General features: G+C 52.6%; 17 protein-coding genes and 1 tRNA gene. 12 read left to right on the plus strand and 6 right to left on the minus strand.

The window, feature by feature from the left end; all coding sequences use genetic code 11:
* Positions 1 to 131 precede the first annotated feature (131 nt).
* Positions 132 to 1829, plus strand: coding sequence for a hypothetical protein (locus ACFR81_RS09710; protein ID WP_343876331.1), 1698 nt, complete (start codon positions 132 to 134; stop codon positions 1827 to 1829).
* 80 nt (positions 1830 to 1909) lie between these two features.
* Positions 1910 to 2377, plus strand: coding sequence for a GNAT family N-acetyltransferase (locus tag ACFR81_RS09715; RefSeq protein ID WP_343876332.1), 468 nt, complete (start codon positions 1910 to 1912; stop codon positions 2375 to 2377).
* Positions 2378 to 2468: 91 nt separating this feature from the next.
* On the opposite strand, the gene ACFR81_RS09720 is transcribed toward ACFR81_RS09715, so the two are convergent.
* The 5 genes from ACFR81_RS09720 to ACFR81_RS09740 form a co-directional block, all read right to left on the minus strand.
* Positions 2469 to 4628 (minus strand): glucose PTS transporter subunit IIA, encoded by a 2160-nt coding sequence (locus ACFR81_RS09720; RefSeq protein ID WP_343876333.1) that lies wholly within the window; start codon positions 4626 to 4628, stop codon positions 2469 to 2471.
* A gap of 385 nt (positions 4629 to 5013) precedes the next feature.
* On the minus strand, positions 5014 to 7494 hold the full coding sequence (locus tag ACFR81_RS09725; protein WP_343876334.1) for an HAD-IC family P-type ATPase: 2481 nt from the start codon (positions 7492 to 7494) through the stop codon (positions 5014 to 5016).
* A gap of 256 nt (positions 7495 to 7750) precedes the next feature.
* Positions 7751 to 9028: a hypothetical protein gene (locus ACFR81_RS09730; protein ID WP_343876335.1), complete on the minus strand. Its 1278-nt coding sequence runs from the start codon at positions 9026 to 9028 to the stop codon at positions 7751 to 7753.
* A 92-nt stretch (positions 9029 to 9120) separates the two neighbouring features.
* The gene (locus tag ACFR81_RS09735) at positions 9121 to 9813 is read right to left on the minus strand and encodes an ABC transporter ATP-binding protein (protein WP_343876336.1); all 693 of its coding nucleotides are present in this window, start codon (positions 9811 to 9813) and stop codon (positions 9121 to 9123) included.
* A gap of 247 nt (positions 9814 to 10060) precedes the next feature.
* Positions 10061 to 10750, minus strand: a complete 690-nt coding sequence (locus tag ACFR81_RS09740) for a DedA family protein (protein WP_343876337.1) — start codon at positions 10748 to 10750, stop codon at positions 10061 to 10063.
* A 170-nt stretch (positions 10751 to 10920) separates the two neighbouring features.
* On the opposite strand from ACFR81_RS09740, the gene ACFR81_RS09745 reads away from it, so the two are divergent.
* The 10 genes from ACFR81_RS09745 (at position 10921) to ACFR81_RS09790 (ending at position 21796) form a co-directional block, all read left to right on the plus strand.
* Positions 10921 to 13104 (plus strand): RecQ family ATP-dependent DNA helicase, encoded by a 2184-nt coding sequence (locus ACFR81_RS09745; protein ID WP_068172159.1) that lies wholly within the window; start codon positions 10921 to 10923, stop codon positions 13102 to 13104.
* 8 nt (positions 13105 to 13112) lie between these two features.
* A complete protein-coding gene (gene tadA / locus ACFR81_RS09750) occupies positions 13113 to 13682 on the plus strand; it encodes a tRNA adenosine(34) deaminase TadA (protein WP_343876338.1) in 570 nt (189 codons plus the stop codon).
* Positions 13683 to 13805: 123 nt separating this feature from the next.
* Entirely contained in the window at positions 13806 to 14648 is an 843-nt protein-coding gene (locus ACFR81_RS09755; RefSeq protein WP_068172157.1) for an ABC transporter ATP-binding protein, read from the plus strand.
* Positions 14649 to 17252 (plus strand): YhgE/Pip domain-containing protein, encoded by a 2604-nt coding sequence (locus ACFR81_RS09760; RefSeq protein WP_068172154.1) that lies wholly within the window; start codon positions 14649 to 14651, stop codon positions 17250 to 17252.
* Positions 17252 to 17908: a TetR/AcrR family transcriptional regulator gene (locus ACFR81_RS09765; RefSeq protein ID WP_343876339.1), complete on the plus strand. Its 657-nt coding sequence runs from the start codon at positions 17252 to 17254 to the stop codon at positions 17906 to 17908. The genes ACFR81_RS09760 and ACFR81_RS09765 overlap by 1 nt, the downstream gene beginning before the upstream one ends.
* A 62-nt stretch (positions 17909 to 17970) precedes the next feature.
* Positions 17971 to 18061 (plus strand) — tRNA-Ser (locus ACFR81_RS09770).
* A gap of 92 nt (positions 18062 to 18153) precedes the next feature.
* Positions 18154 to 18792, plus strand: a complete 639-nt coding sequence (gene upp, locus ACFR81_RS09775) for a uracil phosphoribosyltransferase (RefSeq protein ID WP_068172149.1) — start codon at positions 18154 to 18156, stop codon at positions 18790 to 18792.
* A gap of 806 nt (positions 18793 to 19598) precedes the next feature.
* Positions 19599 to 20384, plus strand: coding sequence for a winged helix-turn-helix domain-containing protein (locus ACFR81_RS09780; RefSeq protein ID WP_068172147.1), 786 nt, complete (start codon positions 19599 to 19601; stop codon positions 20382 to 20384).
* 89 nt (positions 20385 to 20473) lie between these two features.
* The gene (locus ACFR81_RS09785; protein ID WP_068172144.1) at positions 20474 to 21259 is read left to right on the plus strand and encodes an alpha/beta fold hydrolase; all 786 of its coding nucleotides are present in this window, start codon (positions 20474 to 20476) and stop codon (positions 21257 to 21259) included.
* 9 nt (positions 21260 to 21268) lie between these two features.
* Positions 21269 to 21796: a SixA phosphatase family protein gene (locus tag ACFR81_RS09790; protein WP_343876341.1), complete on the plus strand. Its 528-nt coding sequence runs from the start codon at positions 21269 to 21271 to the stop codon at positions 21794 to 21796.
* Between the two features lie 238 nt (positions 21797 to 22034).
* Here the strand turns inward: ACFR81_RS09790 and ACFR81_RS09795 are convergent, their stop codons facing one another.
* A complete protein-coding gene (locus tag ACFR81_RS09795) occupies positions 22035 to 23138 on the minus strand; it encodes a type I restriction endonuclease (protein ID WP_343876342.1) in 1104 nt (367 codons plus the stop codon).
* Positions 23139 to 23422: the final 284 nt, after the last annotated feature.

A 23422-nucleotide genomic window follows, 5' to 3' on the forward strand; every position in this document is an offset into this window, starting at 1 on the left:
TTTGCGGGTGTTTGCGGTGGTTCGGGGGTTGGTGTTTTATGCGGCTGGGAGGACTTTTGAATAAGCCTCAGTATCTTCAATCGCAACCACAGTAAAAAACTTTTTATATGTCTTATCAGGAGACCCCTTTCGTGAAGAACACCCTCAAAATCGGTTCAGCATTTATTTCAGCAACCATGTTGTTTGGAATAGCGCCCACAATGGCTCATGCTGCCCCCACCTCCTCACAGGGCGCAATCTCAACATTCGCTACCTCCCACGCCAAACAATTAGGTGCACCCACCAGTGCAGAAGAATGCTTTTCTAACGGCACATGCGCCCAGGAATTTAAAACAGGTATCGTCACCTGGCGTCCTTCCACCGGTGCCAAAGCCCTCACTAACTCCGCCGAGATTCAGAGTTTCAAACAGGCTGGTGGCCCTGCGCAGTTAGGCGCACTGGAGAGCTCCTCTTGGAAGAGCTCTTACTGCGGTCAAATCGTCACCACTACCTCCGGTAAGACTCGATGGCTAGTCGTAGTTGACCAGGCCACCCAGCCTGGATCCAAAATCGATCTGCAGAGCTCTGAAGCTAAGACCTGGATGGCACAACGTGCCAAAACTCGTGCCTGCTTCACCGCAAACACCGCTCCCGTTGTGAAAGGCCCAGAAAATATCAACTGGACCGCCGCACAGTTCATTCCAGCGCAGCGAGCTCTCCTCTCCATCACCGATACCACAGCTTACGTAACTGCCGCAGATGCCAACGGCGCGCGGGTTCCCGGCTCCGCCGTCGTCGAAGTTCCCTGGCTCAAGACAAACACCGCCGCGCTCAACGACTGGACAGGTAAAAGCACCTGGTCAGAGGGGTCCGCTATCCAGGCCCTGGGTCTGCCAACCAGCAACCCCGTGTGGAATGGCACTACTGCTCAGCAGAATTTCGAGCACGGAACCCTGACTTTCTCGCGCGACAACACCACGGTGAAGACCCAGCTCAACACCGAGGGTTTGAAGACTCTGGAAGAAAGCCTGAATTTTACGCCTAAAATCTCCGGGGAATACAAGACGGTCAATGAACGTTTGACCATCAAAGAATATGGAAATTCTGTATTTGTTTATGATGCACAGACCGGGCACGCCACTGTGATGGATCAGCGGGTGTATAACGAGTATTTGAAGAACCCTGACCGCTTTGGCGCTCCGGCAGGTTGGCGTTGGGCAGGTGCCGACGGCCACGGTAGCAGCCAGTACCTCACCACCATGTTTACCGACGCCGCGGGGCGCATAACTACTGTATGGGGTGCCGATACTGCTTCTGTAGTAGTGGACCCAGCAGAGGGCGATATCTTCACCATCAATAACGAACCGGCAACTGTTGATCCGGCCGCTATCAATTGGGATTACACCGATTACAGCTTGATACAGAGCGCTCGAATCTACCTCCACGAAGGCGATAACGTTGCATACACCATCGCCGCCGGTAGCGATTACCATGCAGTTGCCGGGTCGCCCGTCTTTTCATCGCGCTGGCTCGGTTATAACCTTGCCCAAATGAAATCTGATGCCTGGGATTCATACTCTGATACCAACCAGTACAAAGAATGGAGCCAGGGAGAGTTAGGTTTGCACAGCAAGGTTTCGGCAATCGGTTTGCCGGTAGCTGCGGCAAAGACCGTTGTTGAAAACGGCGTAACGTACGAGGTCCAGGAGTACTCTGGCGGCACCGTCAAGTGGGCTATTCCTGGTGCTGCCGCAGCAGCAAACGCCGGGGACGCTCAGATTACCCTCAACGCTGTTGGTCAGGAACGTGTGGCAGCGGCAGATGCACAGCGCAAAGCAATCTACGGCTAAACCCCACTATGTGATATCACCGGGCAGCGTATGTGCTACCCGGTGATACGCTTTTCACCATGAAAAACCCACAGTTTCACGTGAAAACATTTGATGAGCTGACCCTGCGAGAACTACACAGCATTTACGTGATGCGTGCGCTCGTCTTTACTGTGGGCCAAAAAATTACCGAGCAGGAACCGGACGACGCAGATCTTGATTGCATGCACCTTTTCGTCAAAGCTAACGATGGACGCGTCATCGCTTACCTGCGCATGTTTGATTTGGAGACCGTCACCGACGATTCCCACGAAATCACTCCTGGCGCGTGGACGATTGGACGAGTCGCCGTCCTGCCCGAAACCCGTGGAACCGGGCTGGGTAAAGCGATTGTTGCCGAAGGTATCCGCTGGATTAGCGAAAATACCGATGCCCAGCGCATCGAAATTTCGGCCCAGCAGTACCTCGCGGGCACTCTCTATGCAGCTGCGGGGTTTGCCCAGGTGGGGGACGTGTACCTTGAAGCGGGGATTGATCATGTGCATATGGTTCTAGAGTTAGAACGCTAGATTTAAAACAATTGACCGCCGTAGCGTGTTTTGACCAGATATACCTGGTCAAAACACGCTACGGCGGTCAGTCGCTTAGGAAGCCCGCGATTTAAGCAGTAATCTGAATCAGATCATCGCCGGGAGCAACTTCACCGGTCTTCGCCGAAACCTCGGAGAACTTCACGGTGTTGGTCACCAAAACGGGGGTGACGAGCGGGAATCCGGCGTCCTCAATGACCTTGCGATCAAAGCTGAGGAGTGCCTGACCAGCTTCAACCTGCTGACCCTTAGTTACCTTGACATCAAATCCCTGACCGTTGAGGCTTACGGTGTCGATACCCACGTGAATCAGGAGCTCTGCACCGTTATCCAGGCGTAGACCAACCGCGTGTCCGGAGGGGAAAGTCGCAATAACCTTGCCCGCAGCGGGTGCATACACGGTGTTACCCGAAGGCTCGATTGCCGCACCCTTGCCGAGCTTTTCGCCCGCGAAGATGGGGTCAGGAACTTCCGCGAGAGGAATCGCGCGTCCTGCAAGAGGAGCAGGAACATCCAGACCAGAGTTGTTTGAGCCAGCCCAAGGCAGATCTGCGGATGCTGCAGAATCTGAGGACGATGCCGCAGTGGTAGTACCGGATGCCTGGTCTGCCAATCGGTGCGCACCAGCAGATGCGGTAGCCGCACCCGCTACACCTGCACCGGCAAGACCGGCAGCTACAGAAGAAGTTTTATTCTCTTCCACGCGATCGGCTACGGTTTCACCCTCGGTAGCATCATCTTCCAGCGCCTTCTTGGAGGTCTTGGAGTCGTAACCGAAGATCAAAACACCTACGAGAGCACCGAAGTAAGCAACAGCCAAACCAATCATGTAGAGAGGCGCAGGCTGCATTGCAGGAATCGAAAGTAGAGAGGTGAACGCGAAAGCGTAGGACTTGACACCCAGCATAGAAATCAGTGCGCCACCGATGACAGCGGGAACAAGAATGAGCGGGAAGACACGCTTGTAACGCAGAACCACACCGTAGAGCGAAGGCTCAGAAATACCACCGAGCAGACCGGAAACAGCGGCACCGGTTGCGGTCTGACGAAGCAGCTTATTGTGGCGAGCACGGATCGCAACACCGGTAACTACGCCGAAGACAGCGAAGTTGTAAGCGCCCATGGGGGACTGAATGAAGTCGAAACCATTGGTCTGCAGGTTGTTAATCATGACAGCGTTCAAAGGCCAGTGCAGACCCAAGGGAACCATGAAGAGATACAGACCAGCGATGAGCGCGCCTACCAACCAGGGAGCAATTTCGTTGATGTTGCCAATGAAGTCAGAGATCAAAAGTGCGAACTTGATGCCGAAAGGTCCGATGAGGAACGCGGTGAGCGGAACCAAAATCAGGACGGATAGCATAGGCACGAAAACCATGTGGAGCATGGTTGGAATGACCTTCTTGAGGAAGCGTTCCAGCGGTGCCAGCAGCGCCGCTGCGAACAACGGCGGGAAGATCTGACCGGTGTAGTTCATAACGTACAGCGGGATGGTGAGGCCGAGGAAGGGGACCTGAACGACGCCGTCAGTAGCGACGTCGGCGAAACCCTGGAAGGTGCCGGTCATCAACGCTGCGGGGATTGCTGCACCAACCCACATGTTGGCGCCCAAACGCTTAGCTGCGGTTGCACCAATCATGATGGGCATGAACTGCAGAACCGACAGTGACGCTGCCAGAAGAATGAACCAGAAGGGGAACTTCAAACGCCATTCGTTGAGCATAGAAGCTGCGGCATCTGGGTCTGAAAGGCGTGGGCCATTCACGATGTCGATGTTCACTACCTGACCGGTGAGGTCGGTGTAGGTTCCGAAGAAGCCTAGCTGCTGCAAGAACACGATGAGGGTCAGAATCATCGAGGTACCCAGCAGCGCCCACAGGATGGGGCGGAAAGCGTCGGAGAGGACGTCGAAGACGCGGGTCAAAAGGCCCGCTTTCTTTTCGTCGTTGTCGTCGGCGTCAACGGTGCCTTCGCCTACGTTTTTCATGCCGGGAAGTTTGAGCATTTCGTTGTAAACGCCCTCAACCTTATCGCCCAGCACAACCTGGGTTTGGCCAGATTGTTCAAGGATGGAAAGAACGCCGGGAGTGCTCTCAATTTTGTCTTTATCGATAGCGCCGTGAGACTTGGGGGTAACGCGCAAGCGGGTGGCGCAGTGGGTGAAGTGCGAGATGTTCTCAGGGCCGCCGAGGCCTTCGAGAATCTGCTCACCCATCTGGGAGTTGTTCATGCTGATCCATTTCTGAATACGGGGATTGCCGGTGCATAGCTGCCTGAGAATACAAAAAAGACCCGAGCTGTATCGATGATTCTCCGTTGGGATACACTGCGGGCATGGGAGCCGCAAGTACACCACCAAAGTGGTCAACGGGAACTCGCGAGTGTTATGCATGAGGGGCTTTCGCTCCGCTGCTTCACGAGTTGATACAACTCAGGTCTTGCCTGCACAATCAGTAACAATCCTGATATGTGTACGTTTTTCAACGCATTTGAAATTTACTCTACACCCGGGGTAATCGCTGGCGCAACAGCAGATATTTACCCCGCTGGAAGTGAGAAGGACCGCTTGTCGATGCTGTGTCGGCTAGCGGTATGTTCTGCCTTATGAGAATTTCCTAGGATGCCTGAGCATTTTTAAGGGCCCGCACGGTCTCTGGGTGTTTGCGGCGCAGCCAGCGCTGGTGCAACTGCAGATTAATTTCGATGAGTACGATACCCAGCAAACCTAAGCCCCATGCCCAAAGGCGTAATGAGCCGGAGGGAATCTCAAATTGGTGGTAAGCCGCCAAAATCGGTAGGTGAATAGCCACGACCATACCCGCATACATCAGCACAATCAGAGCGAGCCGGTAGGGTTTGAGCGGGCGAATGACCGTGGTGATGTTGTAAACGCCCATCAGCACTAGCGTTATAAAGGTGGCGGTCTGAACCTGCTGCAAGCTCACCGCGCTACCGAGCGAGCGTCCTACAAAATTCACTCCAACCAGCATGGCCGTGATAATGAACGCGGTGGGAATCGCATAGTGTAAAGAACGGGATAGGAACCCCGAAACATACTTGCGAGTATTGGGGAAGAGCGTAATAAAGAATGCTGGGCCGCCCACCATAAGTAGGTCGGCGGTGGAGTACTGGCGTGGCAAGAATGGGAACTCCCAGCACAGAATACCCAGTACGAGGCCGAGAAGAATCGCAAAACCCGTCTTGGACAAGAAGAGGTTCGTGACTCGCTCGATATTGGCAATAATTTTGCGACCCTCGCCAAGAACACTGGGCAGACGGTCAAAGCGCCCGTCCAACAGAACCATGCGCGAGACTGCCTTAGTAGCGGGGGCCGCGTTTCCCATGGCGATGCCGAGGTCAGCGTGTTTGAGCGCCAGGGCATCGTTGATGCCGTCGCCCGTCATTGCAACCGTCTTACCGTTGCGTTGCAGAGCCAACACCATGTTCTTTTTCTGCTGGGGATTCACGCGACCAAAAACGGCGTGGTCCATGACGGCGCGTTCGAGCTCAGTACCATCGTCGGGCAACTGCGAAGTATCAACCGCGCCGGCAGAAATATCCATACCGGCCTGTTGAGCAGCGGCGGCGACCGTGTGCGGGTTATCGCCAGAAAGCACCTTCAAATCGATACCTTGGGAGCGGAAATATTCGAGAGTAGCAGGGGCTTCTTTGCGTACCTGTTCGCGGAAGGTTACAAAGCAAACCGGTTCTGTGCCTGCGGGAATCTCTGCCGCCGGCTGCCCCTTGGCATCACGCATGAGCTTGGTTGCATGGGAAAGCACCATGGTACGTAATCCCCCTGCGGCAAGGTCTTTTGCTCGCTCGCGTTCGGGGGAATCTGCAGATAGCAAAGCCTCCGGTGCCCCCAATATCCACGCACCAGATTCTTCAAACTCGACGGCGGAGAACCGTTTAGCTGAATTGAACGCTACCTGACCGGTCGGTTCTGCCGCAGGAGGCTCAGAGAAACCTTCTGACAGCGCCGCTGCCGTGGGGTTAGCGTTTTCATCCGCGCCAAACCAGGCAAGAGCTGCCTGCGCCGAGGAATCTAGGGGCGCAGCGTCGTCATTTTCGGCGGTTGCGGAAAGAGAGAGAGTCTTGTTGAACCGGACGCCGCCTTCAGTAAGGGTTCCGGTTTTGTCGAAGCAGACGACGTCCACTCGGGCTAGTACCTCGACCGCAGGTTGCTCCTGAATCAGAACATCATCTTGCGCAAGCTTTACCGCCGCCGTAGCAAACGAAATAGTGGTCATCAGCGCAAGACCCTGAGGAATCATCGAGGCAATAGAAGAAACCGCCACAATCAGAGCGTCCTGCCACGCCCCACTTTCTAACGCATGAGACCAACCGCCAGCGGCAACCATCTGGCCATTGAGCACAATCGCGATAATCGGAATAATCGCCCACGTAATCCACTTGACCACACGATCCATACCGGCGCGTAGTTCAGAGTTGATAGCGGTAAATTTTTTAGCTTCTCGGGCGAGCTTAGCGGCGTGGGATTTCTCGCCCACCGCATAGACGCGCACGCGCCCGGTTCCACCGACGACCGCCGAAGCAGACAGTACCTTGTCGCCGGGACGTTTCGCCACTGGATCGTTCTCGCCGGTCAGCATAGATTCATCAAGATCCAGGCCGTCGGAGGTTAGCACCTCGGCATCGGCGGGCACCTGATCGCCGCGGGAAAGCACCACGACGTCGTCCTGTACCAACTCCTCCATACCAACTTTTTGGCGGGTTCCGTCGCGCAAAACCACTACAGGGTCGCGGCGCAACAGCGCAATCTGATCAAGTTTGCGTTTAGCAGAGAACTCTTGCACAAATCCGACGACAACGTTTGCGATAGCTGCCAACAAAAATAGGGTATCGAGCCAGCGACCCAACATGACCACCGCGAGACCGCACAACCCCAAAATCAGATTGAACAGGGTGAAGAGATGGGAACGAATGATGGTGAAAGTGCTACGAGAAGACGAATGATCCTGCGTATTAGTGAGCCCGGCATCGCGACGTTGCTGAACCTCCGCGCTAGTGAGGCCCTCGGGGGAGAGACGGGAAGTAGAAGTGTCAGCGGTTGAATTGCCGAGGGTGTTCACGAGGGCGGCTCCGACTATCTCATCTGTGCGGTTCGTTAAGGTTGCCACCGGGGAGAAGCGCAGGTGGCGGCAGCGCGGGGTCAAAGAGCCCGCACGCTCTAGCCTAATAGGGGTTACTTACTAAAACCTCATACCGGAGGAGGAAAACTGGGATTCGTTTGCTTTTAAGAGGTTGTTTTATTCGCGGGCTCTGTGTTCGTCGCCCGGTACAGCGTCGGCAAGCGATTCTTCTCGTCTGGCTCGTTAGCGCCCCTAGCTACCTTGCCCGGTGATGTTGCCACAGCGAAATCACCAAAAGAGCAACTGCAAGCAAGGTTCCAACCACCGGGCCCATCAGAACAGCTGCCGTATACAACCCCACGTGGAGCACAAAACCTAAAACGACTGCCATGAGTTCAAAGGGAATGAGGATGCCCTCCGCCGTCGTAATCGTCAAATCGTAGTTAACAGATTTCGACGGATTCGAATCTCCCCACGCAACTGCCGCTCCCATCAAAAAGGCAATGAGAATCGTATAAAGAGGCAAGCTAAATACCAGCACCCAAACGAAAGTCAAGAGGGCGCACGCGGCGGCAGGGCCTACCGAAAATCCCATTAACTGGGCAACATAAGATCCACCTATCCATGAGCGGAGACTACGTTGCGCCGTCCACTCCCGGCACAACCAGCGCATCAGCGTGGCTGTAAACCAGCATCCCACGATAACTATCAATACTGCGCCCATTGACCCCCACGCGACACTGAGAAAGATGCCCAAAGGCAGAGCAAAAACGAAAATACCTCCCAGGATTCCCCAGCTGTCTGCTGCGCCCGCAAGAGATATCACTACTGGGCAAGAAGAGGTGAGACGCCTGCGCAAGAAACGCCATGGTGAACCGAAATAGGTGTATCCCTGAGGAGTTCCAAGGTTGGTAAGAGCGGCGAGAAAAACCGTTCGTCGTCCATTAGCACTCAAGACAGCGGGTACGCTGAGCGGGCGGCGAAGAGCAACCCCTGCAAAGACGATGCTTAAAAGAGCACCTGAACCCAGCAGAAGGCTTGCGCTCATGGTGATGGCGAGCGCTTGCGCCGGGGACGAGATTGTGGTGGTTGCACAAAATGTAATGAAAGTGCCAGAAAGAGAACAAAGTACAGCCCATACGGCAAAAAGTCGGGTTGCATTCAAAACTTGTGCACCGAGTAACCCAAGAATAAGTATTAGACCATAGAGGATAGCTCCCACGGCGGTTCCGATAAGCCACGCTGTAGAAAGTGGAGCAAAAATAGTCGCCAGTAAAACGGCAAGTAACGCCCAGGTGATGACCGCTCCCCAGATTGGCAAAGCTTTCCACGGATTTTTAGGTAATCTTCCAACACCAGGGAACCGCCAAAAAAGTTCACCAGCGGAATACCCCACGGGACCTAATGCACGGATAACGGCGCACAAAAGAGAGCAGCAAATAAGTAGCGCTCCCATGAAGAAAAATACGGCGTTGGAATTATCTAAGGTAAAACCGCCGTAGGAACCTCGAACGCTACGAAAGCTAAAACTCATAGAAGTAGCGATTGCTATAAAGCACAGGAAGGCTAGCGCGTAGGTATACAGGTCGGTAAATTGCTCAGATAAAGACCTTTTAGCAGAGCGCATCATAGCTGCGGTTCCGCAGAAGAATAACTATTTAATAAAGGGAACTGCACCTTCTTTGTGCCCGGTAGAGAATTGAGGACGTCGTCGTGAGTGGCGATGCAGACCAGGGCGCCGTCGTCCACCCGTTTCTGAACCCAGCGAGCAATCCACTCAACGCCGCTGGAATCGAGGCGTTTCTCGGGTTCGTCCAAGAAATAATAAGTAGCGTCGCGCAGGAGAAGCGATGCTAATCTAGCGCGTTGTTCTTGCCCAGAACTCAACGTATAAGGTTCACAATCCCATGCTTGGGAAATGTTGAGTTCTTCCAGAGCTTCGCGGGCAGAGAGAAGAGAAGAATTAGTTTGCTGAGGAATATGCGCGCTATTGCGAGACAGCAATTCTAGGTGTTGCCCTACGGTCAGGCCGGGGAGCCAGCCGATGGAATCATTGAGCCCAAAAACCTGCTGGGCATAGGTAGTATTTCCCGGACGTATCTCTGCGCCGCTGAGAAAAATCTTGCCCCCGGTGAGAAGTTCCTGCCTTAAAATACAACTCATCAGAGTGGATTTTCCCGAACCGTTTGGGCCGGTAAAAGTGGTGTAGGTGCCAGGTCGGAGCTCTAACGTCACGTGTTCAAAGACGGTATTGTTGCCATATTTTTTAGTTCCGTCGTGGACGGCGATGGTTGCGCTGTCTGTAGACGTCAGGTTCAAAGGAGCTCCTCGGGGCAACTAGAAGTTGTGCCAGTCACTATGAGTATAAGTGAGTAACATTTACAAGAAATACTCATTCACCCAAGTGGTGGCCTCAGCTCTGAACCAAAGAGGTGTCTCAAGGTCAATTTTATAAGCCCTAGGGTGCATGAAATTCGCTTTTGAGGTACAACTTCATAAGCGACAAAACCCGCCGTCTCGTTCTAGGACAAGTCGGCGGGTTCTGTAAAAAATGAAGTGGCGAGGTTTAGAGTTCTTCCTCGAGAACCTCAACTGTTGTCTTGCCCTTGTGGCGCTCAACCATGAACTCAATTACTATCGGCAGCAGCGAGACGACAACGATGATGATGGCAATAACATCGATGTGGTCGCGGATGAACGAAATACCACCGAGCAGAACGCCGGCAACGGTCAGCAGAACCACCCACAGCACCGAGCCGATTACGTTCCATTTGAGGAAGTCGCGGTAGCGGTAGTTAGCAACACCGGCAGCCAGCGGCACGAAGGTGCGAACAACGGGCACAAAACGTGCCAGAACCAGTGCCTTACCGCCGTACTTAGCAAAGAAATTTTCCGACGCCGCAAGGTTTTTCGTGTTCAGAATGCGCGCGCCAGGCTTGAAAAGGCGGCGTCCAAACTTGTGCCCTAGGAAGTAGCCAATCTGACCGCCAGCAATAGCTGCTACCAGCAAAACACCCAAAGTCAGCCAAATATTGAGGCCAAGCTGCGTGTGGAGCAAACCGAGGGTGAACAACAGCGAATCGCCAGGAAGAAAAGGGAAGAGAACACCCGATTCAACAAACACGATGAGCGCAACAACAGCCAAAGCCCAAGGGCCAGAATTTTCAAGGATTTGTTCAATATCGATACCCAGGAGGGCAACGGGGGCGTGGGCAACGTCAAGGGACGACGACGCCGCAGCAAGCAAAGTGGACACAGGCAACTCTTTCAGAATAAGGGTCTATCTGAGGTGAAATCTTACTCTGCTCCCTGTGCGAGGAGGTGTGCCCGGGCTGTGGGTCTGCTGTGGTTTCTACTACGAGCTGCAAAAATCGCCTGTGGATAACTCGATAGCTTTGAATCGAGGTGCGCCTTTAGACTGAGGGTATGACTTTCGACCAGAACCATTCTGCCCTGCACTCCGAAGCATTGGAGCTGTTGCGTAAGCTGACCGGTAACCCTGAGGCAATATTCCACGATGGGCAGTTTGAGGCAATTGAGGCGCTGGTTGCTGAACGCCGTCGGGCGTTGGTGATTCAGCGAACCGGCTGGGGTAAATCGGCAGTGTATTTTATTGCTGCGTTGCTGATGCGCCGTCGTGGGGCGGGGCCTGCGTTAATTGTTTCGCCGCTTTTGGCACTGATGCGCGATCAGGTAGAGGCGGCATCGCGCGCGGGTGTGCGTGCGGCGATGGTGAATTCATCGAATGTGACGGAGTGGGAAGAGATCCGCTCGGCACTAGAAGCGGGTGAGCTGGATGTGCTCCTCATCGGCCCGGAGCGTCTAAATAACCCAGACTTCCGCACCGAATGGCTGCCGCGTATCCAAGCGCGTATGGGTTTGTTGGTTATTGATGAAGCGCACTGCATCTCTGACTGGGGGCATGATTTCCGCCCCGACTACCGACGTATCCGCCATCTCATTGCTGAATTACCGGCGAGCGTTCCGGTGCTGGCCACTACCGCTACTGCTAACCAGCGAGTGGTGCAGGACGTCGCTGAGCAGCTGAACGTGCACGGGGGAGGAGAACAGACGCCAGATTTTTCTCAGGAGGTCTTCATTCTGCGCGGCCCCCTCTCACGCGATTCCCTGCGTCTGGGCGTTCTTCAGCTCAAGCATTCATCTGAGCGCGTTGCCTGGTTGGTTGAACACTTAGGAATGCTCGAAGGTTCGGGCATTATTTACGTATTGACTGTGTCTGCCGCCGAAGACACCGCTGCAGCTCTGCGTGAAGCTGGCTACGAGGTACTCGCGTACACGGGTAAGACAGACCCCGATGAGCGTCTTGAAGCCGAGAGCGCTTTGAAGGACAACCGCGTCAAGGCTCTTGTGGCCACCAGCGCCTTGGGCATGGGCTTCGATAAACCCGATCTTGGCTTCGTGGTGCATTTGGGGGCGCCGTCGTCGGCAGTTGCCTACTGCCAGCAGGTTGGACGCGCCGGCCGCGGAGCCATCAACGCCGATGTTCTGCTTCTTCCCGGCAGCGAAGACACAGAAATCTGGAAGTATTTCGCTACCGCATCGATGCCTACTGAAGAAAACACCACACGGCTTTTGAATGCGCTCGCTGAGTCTACAGCGGCGGGGCAGACGCTTTCTGTTCCTGCGTTAGAAACCCGGGTTGACGTGCGAAGAAGCTCCATTGATTTGCTCTTGAAAGTCTTGGCAGTAGAAGGGGCAGTAGAACGGGCGGGCCGCGGTTGGGTATCGACCGGTCAACCCTGGGTCTATGACCAGGCGCGTTATGACCGCGTGGCAGCTACCCGCCAGCAGGAACAGCAGGCGATGCTGGACTATGAGCACACCGATGTATGCCGCATGGTGTTTCTTGCTCGTGAGCTCGACGACATGTCGGCTCAGCCATGCGGACAGTGCGACGTGTGCGCAGGTCCCTGGTATTCGCAAACCACAAGCGAACAAGCCGCTCAGGTAGCTCAAAATAACCTCAAAAGGGTAGGCGTGGTCATTGAGCCGCGGGGCATGTGGCCCACTGGAATGGACCGGTTGAATATTTCAGAAAACGGAAACCCGGTGAAGGGCAGAATTCCCCCAGCTTTGCGGGCTGAAGCAGGGAGGTCTGTGGCCCGCCTTTCCGATTTAGGCTGGGGTAACCGGCTGCGAGAAATCTTTATCACTGATGCCGCAGGCGTTGCTGTGGACGGCCCGGTTCCTGCTGATCTTGGACGCGCGGCGGTCAAGGTTCTGGGGGAGTGGGACTGGCCCGAGCGTCCGGCTGCGGTGATTTCCATTCCATCCCCCACGCGCCCCCAGCTGGCTGATTCGCTGGCGCGCGGGCTGGGCGCGGTGGGAAAACTCAAAGATTTGGGCAGCGTGCAACCTGTTGCGCCCTCGGAACACTTCGGCGGTAACTCGGTTTTTCGGTGTGCCGGTGTTTTCCACTCTTTTGAGATTCCTCAGGAGGTGGAAGAGTTCTTGCGCGAGAATCCGGTTTCAGTTTTGTTGGTGACGGACGTGGTGGATTCACGCTGGACGTTCACTGTAGTAGCACGCCAGCTCCTGCAAGCGGGGGCTTCAACAGTGTTGCCGTTTGCGTTGGCTTCGACCCATTAGGAGTCGGGATGAAGAGTTCAAAAACTAGGGCTTCTTCGGGTGCCTCAGTTCCCTCCCAGAATGTCTCGGGTGAGTTGGCTCCCTCCGCCCCCGGTGATTTTGTTCGTGCCCGGGGAGTAACGAATCCACAGTATGAACAGTGGATGGATCGGGCGCTCATCTTGGCCGGAGAAGCGGCAGCAAACGGCGATGTTCCGATTGGTGCAATAGTTCTGGACGTCGCCGGTGAGGTAATCGGGCAAGGGTATAACCGCCGCGAAGTAGACCATGATCCCACCGCTCATGCTGAAGTGGTGGCAATCCGCCAGGCAGCTCGCCAGCGGGGAAGCTGGCGATTGGAGGATTGCACGCTGGTAGTCACCCTTGAGCCCTGTCTCATGTGCGCGGGTTCTATTTTGTTGGCGCGGATCCCGCGCGTCGTGATGGGGGCATGGGAAGAAAAGATGGGCGCAGCTGGAAGCCAGTACGATGTTCTGCGGGATAGGCGATACCCACACACCGTTGAAGTAATTTCTGGGGTGCGGGAGCAAGAATGCGCTGAAATTTTACGTGTGTTCTTTAAAGAGCATCGCCCCTAGCCACCTTTGTGAAATACGCCGCAGAGGGCGGTCTAATATTTCACACCTCCTTTCTGTAAACTGACTGGTCGGTTCAAGTTAGAATTTTGTGGTAACTGCAATATATATTTTGAAAGTGGGCGCATGCTGATCATCAACAATATTTGGGCAAAGGGACGCCATAACGCTCTCTTTGGGCCGACAAGCTTTGAGGTTGAAGCCGGTGAAGTTATCATTATCCAGGCCGATAGCCAGCTGGAGCGAACGGCGCTCTCTTTGACCTTGACCGGTCGAATGAAACCATCAGGTGGAAGCATTAGCCGCGCAGAAGGCAAGCACTCAGTAAGAAAAGAAATTCGTCGCAAGCAGTTGCGCAAGCGCTCGGAACTAATCGATTCTCCCGATGTCAACGAACCCGAAAACTTCATGCGCGTGCACGATTACGTTTCGGAAATGCTCAGCTACCAACTTTCGGCATTTAGCAGACCTCGTAGTAAACAGTGGCTTGAAGAAAATGGTCTTGAAGAGCTCGATAACCTATGGATTGAGCAAGTCAGCGGTGAACAAAACATTCGTCTCATGAGCGCCTTGGCACGTAGCTACGATAAAGCTGACTTGCTAGTTTTTGACACACCAAGCCGCCACCTCAACCATACGTATATGTGGTTGCCCTACCTGCAGGAACTTGCAGAGGATCCCGAACACCCTCGCATCGTGATTGCCGTGGTGCCACATATTTCTAGCGAATGGACCGGTAAACGAGCTGTAGTGGGTAACGCGCACGAAGAATTTGACGAGGCTTCAATCCGACATTCTCCGGTGATATGGCATGAGGTAATAGAAGATTCTTCTGAAAATCAGCTCTCTTCCACTGAACCTCAGTCTTTGAACGGGAGCGTGGCTAACGATGAAACTTTGCACGAACATCATCTGCCTGTGCCAACAGAGGCGGAAAATTATTCTGCAGATACAGAAGGAACCAAATAAATGGGTATCGTACGAGTAACACTTTCCGAACTGAAGCGGTTAAGCGGCGGCATTCTGCCCAAACTGGTACTGCTTTCAATGGCTTGTATTCCGCTGCTCTACGGCGGAATCTACCTTTACGCTAACTGGGACCCTTATGGCTCGATGGACGATGTTCCGGCGGCTATTGTGATGCTCGATAGTGGTTCAACTGATGCCAATGGAAACTACCAAAAGGTGGGTCAAGACGTTGAAAAAAACCTCAAAGACTCAGCTGATTTCCAATGGCAAGATGTAGCTACCCGAGATGAAGCCGTGCAAAAAGTTACCGATGGTGACCTACAGTTTGCCTTGGTTATTCCTCAGGATTTCACGAAAAATCTGCAATCTACTTCTGAGATTAAGCCCGATGCAGACGGCAAGGTGACTAACCTTAATCCGGAATCTGCTGGAATTGAAGTTATTACCAATGATGCCAATAACTATATTTTGACTAATATCGTCAAAACTGCCGGCACCACCATTCGTAATTCCGTAGCACAACAGGTGGGCGACAAAACCGCAGATACAATGCTGGCAAGCTTCACGCAGATTCACTCGAATATTTCAGATGCAGCAGATGGCGCGGATCAGCTTAACGCCGGTTCTATCAAGTTGAAAGACGGTATAGACCAGCTCAAAGACGGCTCCTCCCAGCTTTCTGAAGGCACTATCACGCTCAAAGACGGCACAGTTCAGTTGCGAGATGGATCTGGTCAGCTGGTGGATGGCCAGCAAAAATTGGCAGATGGATCGAGCCAGCTTGCCAGCGGTGCAGACCAGCTTAGCCAAGGTGCTTCCGATGCTAATGATGGTGCGAAGAAGCTAGCTGATGGTTCCAGCCAACTCTACGATGGCACAAAAAAACTTTCGGATGGAGCTGATTCCCTGGCCGACGGTACGTCCGATTTAGCTGACGGTGCGAGCACCTTAGCAACAGGTACTCAAGATCTATCTACCGGCGCTGGTGCTCTTGCCAGCGGAACCAAAGACCTCTCTGACGGGGCAGGGCAACTCGCTGCCGGAACTAGTGAACTGAATCAGAAATTGAACGAGTCTGGTTTGAATACCGTTGCCTCTGATCTAAATCAGGTCTGCACTGATATTTCACAGAATAAGAGCACAGGTAATGCCGGAGCCAAGCTCACTGATCAGGTAACCACTCAAATTGCTCAGCAGTTCAAGCAGCAGGTTCAGCCGCTCGTTGCTGATGGCACGCTTACTCAACAACAGGCAGATCAGTTGGTAGCTACCTTGACGTCGCAGCAGACGAAAGACGATGTTACCGCCGTCAATAATAAGGTGATTGACGACGTCGATGCGCGGTTGGAACAGCTGGGAAGTTCGTGTGCTACTGACGGGACTTCATCCGTTGCCACCAAGATTACTGACCTCACTGGCGCTGTTTCTCAAATTAATGAGGGCGCTCAGTCTGTTGCTCAGGGAGCCAGCGATGCCCATGATGGAGCCCAGAAACTCTCTGATGGTTCTACGCAGCTCAACGATGGTGCACAGAAACTCTCGCAGGGTGCAGATTCTGCACGAGACGGCGCGAAGCAACTCGCTGATGGCGCGCAGGAGGTAGAAGATAACACCGGCAAGCTCTCCGAAGGCGCGTCTACTCTTGCAGACGGCACGCAGAAACTTGCCGATGGTTCATCTACCTTGGCAGCCTCCGCTCATCAACTTGCTGACGGCGAACAGACAGCTTTAGAAGGTCAGAAGGATCTCAATTCTGGCGCTACTAAACTCGACGACGGCGCTACCAGCCTGAAAGATGGCGCCTCTGAACTGGATTCAGGAATCGGGCAAGCGCAGTCGGGTGCTGGCGATCTTCAGGACGGTTCAGGAGAATTGGCAACTGGACTCTCTGATGGTGTTAAAAAGATTCCTTCTCTGACCGATAGCCAGCAACGAGATACTGCAGAAACCATGTCTAACCCGGTAGATCTCAACCGGACGTCCTTGGCATCAGGAGAGAACTACGGTGAGGGCATGGGACCCTTCTTTATGGTTCTTGCATTGTGGATTGGTGCTCTGATGCTGGTGCAGACTATGCGCCCTAAAAATACCCGCGCCCTTGCTTCTAACGCGAACTCCGTTCGCATTGCAATAGGCGCATGGGGACCCTTTGGCGTGGTAGGTATTTTGCAGGCATTCCTGCTCTACCTGGTCGTTGATAAGGTACTAGGGTTTAACTTTGCACACCCCGTCATGGTGTTCTTCTTCTTGCTTCTGGTATCCCTGGTCTACACCGCTGTGATTTATGGCCTAGTCGCTTTGCTCGATGCCCCAGGTAAACTATTGGGTCTGATTATTTTGATTATCCAGCTGGTTACTGCGGGCGGTATGATGCCCTATCAGACCCTGCCTGATCCCATCAGATGGCTTCACTTTGTACTGCCGATGGGATACGCCCTTGGCGGTGTACGTAGACTTGCCTATGGAATTGACCTCGGGGCTCTGCCGGTCATCATCGCAATGTTGCTTTTGTGGGGATTCATTGGGCTATTCTTAGGTTATTTAGGAACCCGAAAGAACCGTACCTGGACCCTCAAGACACTTAACCCGGAGATCGCGGTCTAATGAATTCTTCTATTCAACGACCCTCTACGCAGGAATTTCAGTACCCAGTCCCGGTAGTGAACGCTGATTCTCGACGTCCCGGGCGTACCCACCGTACTCAGCTCAAGCTGTTTCAAGCAGCTTTGGAAATTATGAGCGAAAAAGGCCCTTCCTCTACCACAGTGGAAGAGGTCGCTCTGAAGGCAGGTGTCTCTAAAGGAACGGTTTACTATAACTTCGGTTCTAAGAAGACCATGGTCGAACAGCTGTTGCAGTATGGAGCAAATCTTCTCAAAGAAGAAATCTTGCTGGGTGCTCAAAAGAATGATCCGCGTGAGGCAATACGAGGGGCAGTAAAGTCAGCGTTTCTCTACTTGGAGAATCATCCGGGCTTTGCGCGCCTGTGGATTGCAGAAGTTTGGAAGGGCAAGGCGTCGTGGTCTGAAACTATGATTCAAATTCGTGCTGAATTGATGAGCGTGCTTGAAGACCTCGTACGGAGTATTTCCACCCGTTACACGGTAGATAAAGCACAAGATCCCGAGGCTATCGCGGTAGCTATTTTTGGCTCAACTTTTATGCTCTCCATGGATCATGAGATTCACAACGCTTCGCGAACCGCTGAGGACGCCACTCGCGCCGTCATGTTAACTATTGATGCTTATATTTCTCACTAAACACCGTACAGAGAGTTAAAAGTTTGAGAAGTTAGCAAACTGCGAGTAAAGTATCCACAGTTGGTGACGTGTCCGAGCGGCCGAAGGTGCAACACTCGAAATGTTGTGTACGGTAACCCCGTACCGAGGGTTCAAATCCCTCCGTCACCGCCAGCGAAAGCTCCCGAGTTCTCTCTTACTCGGGGGCTTTTCTTTTGCCCCTTTTTCTGACGCATGGGAACTTGGAAAAGTGGTAGCTTGAAGGTATGCAGATTACCATTCTTAATCACCCTCTTGTAGACCATAAAATTTCAGTTCTTCGTGATAAGAACACTCCTTCGCCCATTTTTCGTCAGCTGGTAGAAGAGCTAGTTGCTTTGCTGGCTTATGAAGCAACTCGCGGTATTCGTACAGAAGAACGTGAGATTGAAACTCCCGTGGCAAAGACCGTGGGGCGTATGTTGGCGAGCCCCCGTCCGCTGGTGGTTCCCATCCTTCGCGCGGGGTTGGGCATGCTGGAGGGTATGACCAAGTTGCTACCTACCGCTGAGGTGGGTTTCTTAGGCATGGCGCGTAATGAGGAAACTCTAGATATCGTGACCTACGCGGAGCGCCTGCCTGAGGACTTAACCGGTCGTCAGGTTTACGTCTTGGATCCCATGCTGGCAACTGGTGGCACCTTGATTGAAACCATTAAATTTCTGCGTGAACGCGGAGCCGACCACATTACCTGCTTGTGCATTATTGGTGCTCCTGAGGGTATCGAGGCGCTTCAGCAGGGAGTGGCAGGCATGGAGAACGTTAATCTTTTCTTGGCGACTCAGGACGAGCGATTGAACGAGAAAGCTTATATTGTGCCGGGGCTGGGTGACGCCGGCGACCGCCTGTATGGGCTGGCCGAATAATCGAGAAGTAATGTAAATCACTAAACGCCGTAAGTGAAGCTTTGCTTTACTTACGGCGCTTTTCATCACTGTATATATGCAGTTTGTTACCTAACCTTTACCTGGGAAGTTTCAAGGTGTTAGTGAGGCGACGTTTCTGGAGTGTCGATGCATCTTGGAGGAGTAGGCGGGTTGCTGCTTGCGGTGGTCAATCCTTGCGATTCCACGTGCTGTTTTCATGTGGGGTATCTGGTTTTTGCCCCTAGGTTCCCGGTGGGAGGGGATAGATCTTAAGACTTTCCGAACGCTTACTACTAGTGACGGGTTGATTGATGGGGGAGCGAGTTGAAGAGCGGGTGGTTTTAGGTGGTTGCCACAGTGTTGTTTTGTGTGGGAAAACGATGTGCCTGAAGGTCTAGGATTCGAGACAAGCTACTTTCGCTATAAAATATCTGAGGAGTAAAATCAGTTTTTTCGTCAAGCCTCTTGACAAGCAGTCTAACTCAGGTGTTGTTCAGGAAAATATAAATTTACCAGATTTGAGCCGTGCCTAAAACTAAGTATCTAGATGTATAAATAAAGAATTTTTGTATTTCTATTCACATTTTATGAAGTTTACTTAGGCCTTTGGCGGGGAGGGAATCCCCCTTAAATAGCTGTTTCCTTCAAAAAAGACACATTTATTACTTGATTTATTGAGAGATTCAGACCACGATTGAAGAAGTAAAGCGATGAGGCATCGTCGAAGAACTTCTACACTCCACTGTGGGTTTTAAGGGAACGATTTCAAGATTGCCGCATCCCACTTCAACGAAGCAGGTAATCTCATGTCAGGTGCTCCCGGATACGTGCATATTTCCCAGCGCGGTCGTAATAATGCTCAGCGCGCTGGAGCTCAACCCTACTACATGGGGGAGGGTCGAGCCCATCTGTCACCTGCCAATTTGCGCCCCATGGCAACAAGCCAAATAGAACAAACCGCCGCGCGTCCTCAGCAGCAGGCTGAGAATGAGGCTCGGGGGTTTGTGATTTACGTTGGTCTGTCCGAAGAAACCGCTGCCTCAAACGGCACTTCACTGGTTCGTATTGTGCAAGATCTACGTGCATACGCCCATAACTTGGCTCCTGAAGCTGAATCTTACGCAGCCGTTGCGCTTGCCCCATCGGATGCCGAAGGTTCGGATCTAGAGGTAGTGCGCAACGCTTTGGGCGACCCTACTGCAGTGCACCATCAGCCAGAGTCGCACCTCATGGTTCAGCAGTCCAGTCAGGACAACGCGCCCGGGCACAACGTCGGCGTCTTGATTGACCTTTCCCGCCGCGAAGTATTCCTGGACGGTGAGATTCTCAACCTCACCTATAAAGAGTTTGAGCTATTGAACTACCTGGTAGAAAACGCTGCGCGTACCGTGGGTCGCGATGAATTGCTCAACAGTCTTTGGCGGGAAGCCGAAGAAATTCCTAATGAGCGAACCATTGACGTTCACATCCGCCGGTTGCGTTCTAAACTAGGGCGTTTGGCAAATACCGTGCGCACTGTACGCGGCCAGGGCTATCGCTTCTATGAGCACCCAGAAGTTGTAGTCTGGGCAGCTCCCGAATACTCCATCTAATCTGATTTTCTTGAATCCGCCGGTACTGAGTCGCTCAGTGCCGGCGGATTCTTTAGTATGGAGGGAAATCGTTCAAGGAGTGTAGATAGATGCAACAGGGTCGGGAACTAGCGCACGAGATTGTAGGAAATGGTGCTCATCGGGTGGTTTTTCTGCACGGGCTGATGGGCCGAGGAAAGAACTTTACAACTATCGCAAAGCGTCTGGGGGATGACTTCACCGTATTATTGGTAGATTTGCCTAACCATGGAGCTTCACCTTGGACTGAAGATTTTGATTATGACGAGATGGCAGATCTTGTTGCCGAATTTCTCTCCGCTGACTTTGCGAAAGATTGCGCCGTGGATGTCGTCGGGCATTCTATGGGTGGAAAAATCGCCATGCGGTTGGCGCTTCGCTATCCTCACCTGGTCAAGAAGCTGGCTGTTCTCGATATCGCGCCGTCGGCATCGAGCGGAAATTTCGATCACCTGCTGGGAAGCATGCTAGCTCTTTCGTTGAAAGACTTTTCGACACGCGGGCAGGCGAGCCAGGCGCTAGAGCCGGCGGTTCCACAGGACGGCACGCGGGGATTTCTGCTTCAAAACCTGACGCGCCGCAACGGCGAGTTCGTGTGGGAGCCTAACCTGCAGATGCTCTATAACAATCTGGAAAAAATTATGGGATGGGAGCAGCCCGTTGCGCAGTTCGAGGGAGAGGTTCTGTGGGTGGCTGGGGAACAGTCGGGATATATTCGCCCCGAAGACTCTGCCCCTATGCGTGAATTGTTTCCGCGCGTGCGAAAAGTGACGCTCAAGGGCGCTGGCCACTGGGTTCATGCTGATAAGCCTGATGAAATTGTCTATATGTTGCAGACTTTTCTATTGGGTCAATAGACTCTAGGTATGCCTGAATTTTCAAAGCGTCACGATTCTAAAATGCTCATCATTATGCGCCATGCAGAGGCGGACTGGGGGCTGGACGATTTCAACCGCCCTCTTACTCAGCGCGGTCATGGTCAGGCATCTGAGGCAGGGCAGTGGTTACAGGAAACTGGGACGATTCCCGAGATGATTATTTCATCGGCGGCTTTGCGCACCCGGCAGACCACTACGTGGATTGAGGACGCGCTGGGGGAGAAAGCTCCTACGGCGTCTTTGGACGAACGCCTGTATAACGCGCCGTCGTCGGCTCTCATCGGGGCGATTAACCATGCCCCTTCTGCCGTCAATTCGCTGATGCTGGTGGCGCATTTACCGGGTGTGCAGGATGCCGCGATGGAACTCATGCGCTCAGATTCGGCGGTGGAGGCATCCACGGAGATTTCTTATGGGTTCCCGCCTGCTTCGGTTGTCGTTTTTGAGGTGCTGGGAAATTGGAACGAGCTGGCGCCGGGTGAGGCTAAGCTTATTGCTTTTCGGACGTTCAGTTAGAGGCTGGGCGCGTTTTACACAAACGAATGCCAAAAACCCCTGTTTCCTTGATTTCTCAAGGGAACAGGGGCTTTCTGCTTGGATGAATTCCTTGGTTAAATTACCTTCGCGCCGTACCGTCAAAACGGCTCCAGCTCAAACATTGCTCGCTTCGCTTCGCAAAACTCGCAAGTCGCATTCGCCGGTACGCGCTTTGCTAATTCGGACGCATCAACTCACCAAACTCCTTGCAAGTAAGCTACTTTGAAAGAGAATTTATGGTGAAGCGTATCTGTTCTGCAAATTGGTAAATATCATCCAAATCGCTAATTGGGTGGCGAGTCTCCACCTTATTTTCGTCAAAAATGCCGATATATTTCTGTGATTTTGCGTTAAAGTGCAGTCGGGCAACGGGCTTACGGTTATTATCATCCAACAGAATTGCAAAGTAGCTTTTGGCATCGCGGTGAGCAATTCGATGAGGTTTTACTTCTGAGCAGGCAATTGCCTTAACGATTTGGTATCCTGCTAGTTCTTCTTCTGTAGTGACTACTCCGTTATCATGCGCTTCCTCTGTGGCTGGCTTATTAACACTGGACTCATCTGTTGCTGAAGAATCTGTTTCAGATATAGAAACAGAGATATCAGAGTCTCCGAGCGCAGTTTTGAGGCGCTCATTCACTTGTTCTTTTAGATATTGTTTAGTGGCTTTTTCTACCAAGCTACGGAACAGGGCAAGATTATCAGCAGTGCCTCTTTTGTCAGAGACTCTACTCATTAGCATCTTGATAAAGTCGTTGGTTGGCTCTTTGAACTCTGCGCCAATCTCTCGTTTGAGAGCTCCTACATACTTGAGTTCTTCCGCCGCCGATACGATGGAATCTAAATCGAAGGTTTCCTTAGTAATTTTCTTTAACTCAGGAAGAATTGATTCATCGATTTCTAGCAAATCTAAGACCAAGAACGGGCGCTTGTCCATGATGTTGGGTGAATCTAAATCAGTGAAGAAATTAAATACGCGCCCATTGGTCAGGACGCCGATGCGTGCGTTAGTAACTGAGAAATATCGGAAGAGCTGTGATGCATGGTTGATGTTAAGATCGTCACCGATTCGTTTACATTCAATCAAAATTTGGACTTCACCGTCCTGCATGATGGCGTAGTCCACTTTTTCACCCTTTTTGGTACCGTGGTCAGCAGTAAATTCCGGGACGACTTCAAGAGGATTAAACACGTCATACCCTAATACCCTGGAAATGAAAGGCATGATGAAAGCGTTCTTCGTGGCTTCCTCTGTTTGGATGGAGTCTTGTTGCTCTCGAAGTTTCTGGGTTAGTTCGTTGATACCTGATTCGAATGACACGAGTGAGTCTTTCTTCTAATGATGACGAGTAAGAGTAATTAAACAATATAAGAATCATGCACAAAATGTCCGCTAGTTCACGAAAAATCCGCTGAACTACATTTGTTGGATCGGGCAGGTATAAGGAACCCTTGAGACGTTCAAGAGAATTATAGAGTTACTCGTGATTACTCAAAGGTAACTCATTAATCAAAACCATTTTTCAGCCAGAAATCGAGGGTTATCAAAGCGTTGGTGTAACTCCTGCCAGCGGGCACCAAAAGCCCCTGTTTCCTTGATTTCTC

It is taken from the genome of Rothia amarae, from assembly GCF_042677725.1.
GTDB lineage: Bacteria > Actinomycetota > Actinomycetes > Actinomycetales > Micrococcaceae > Rothia > Rothia amarae.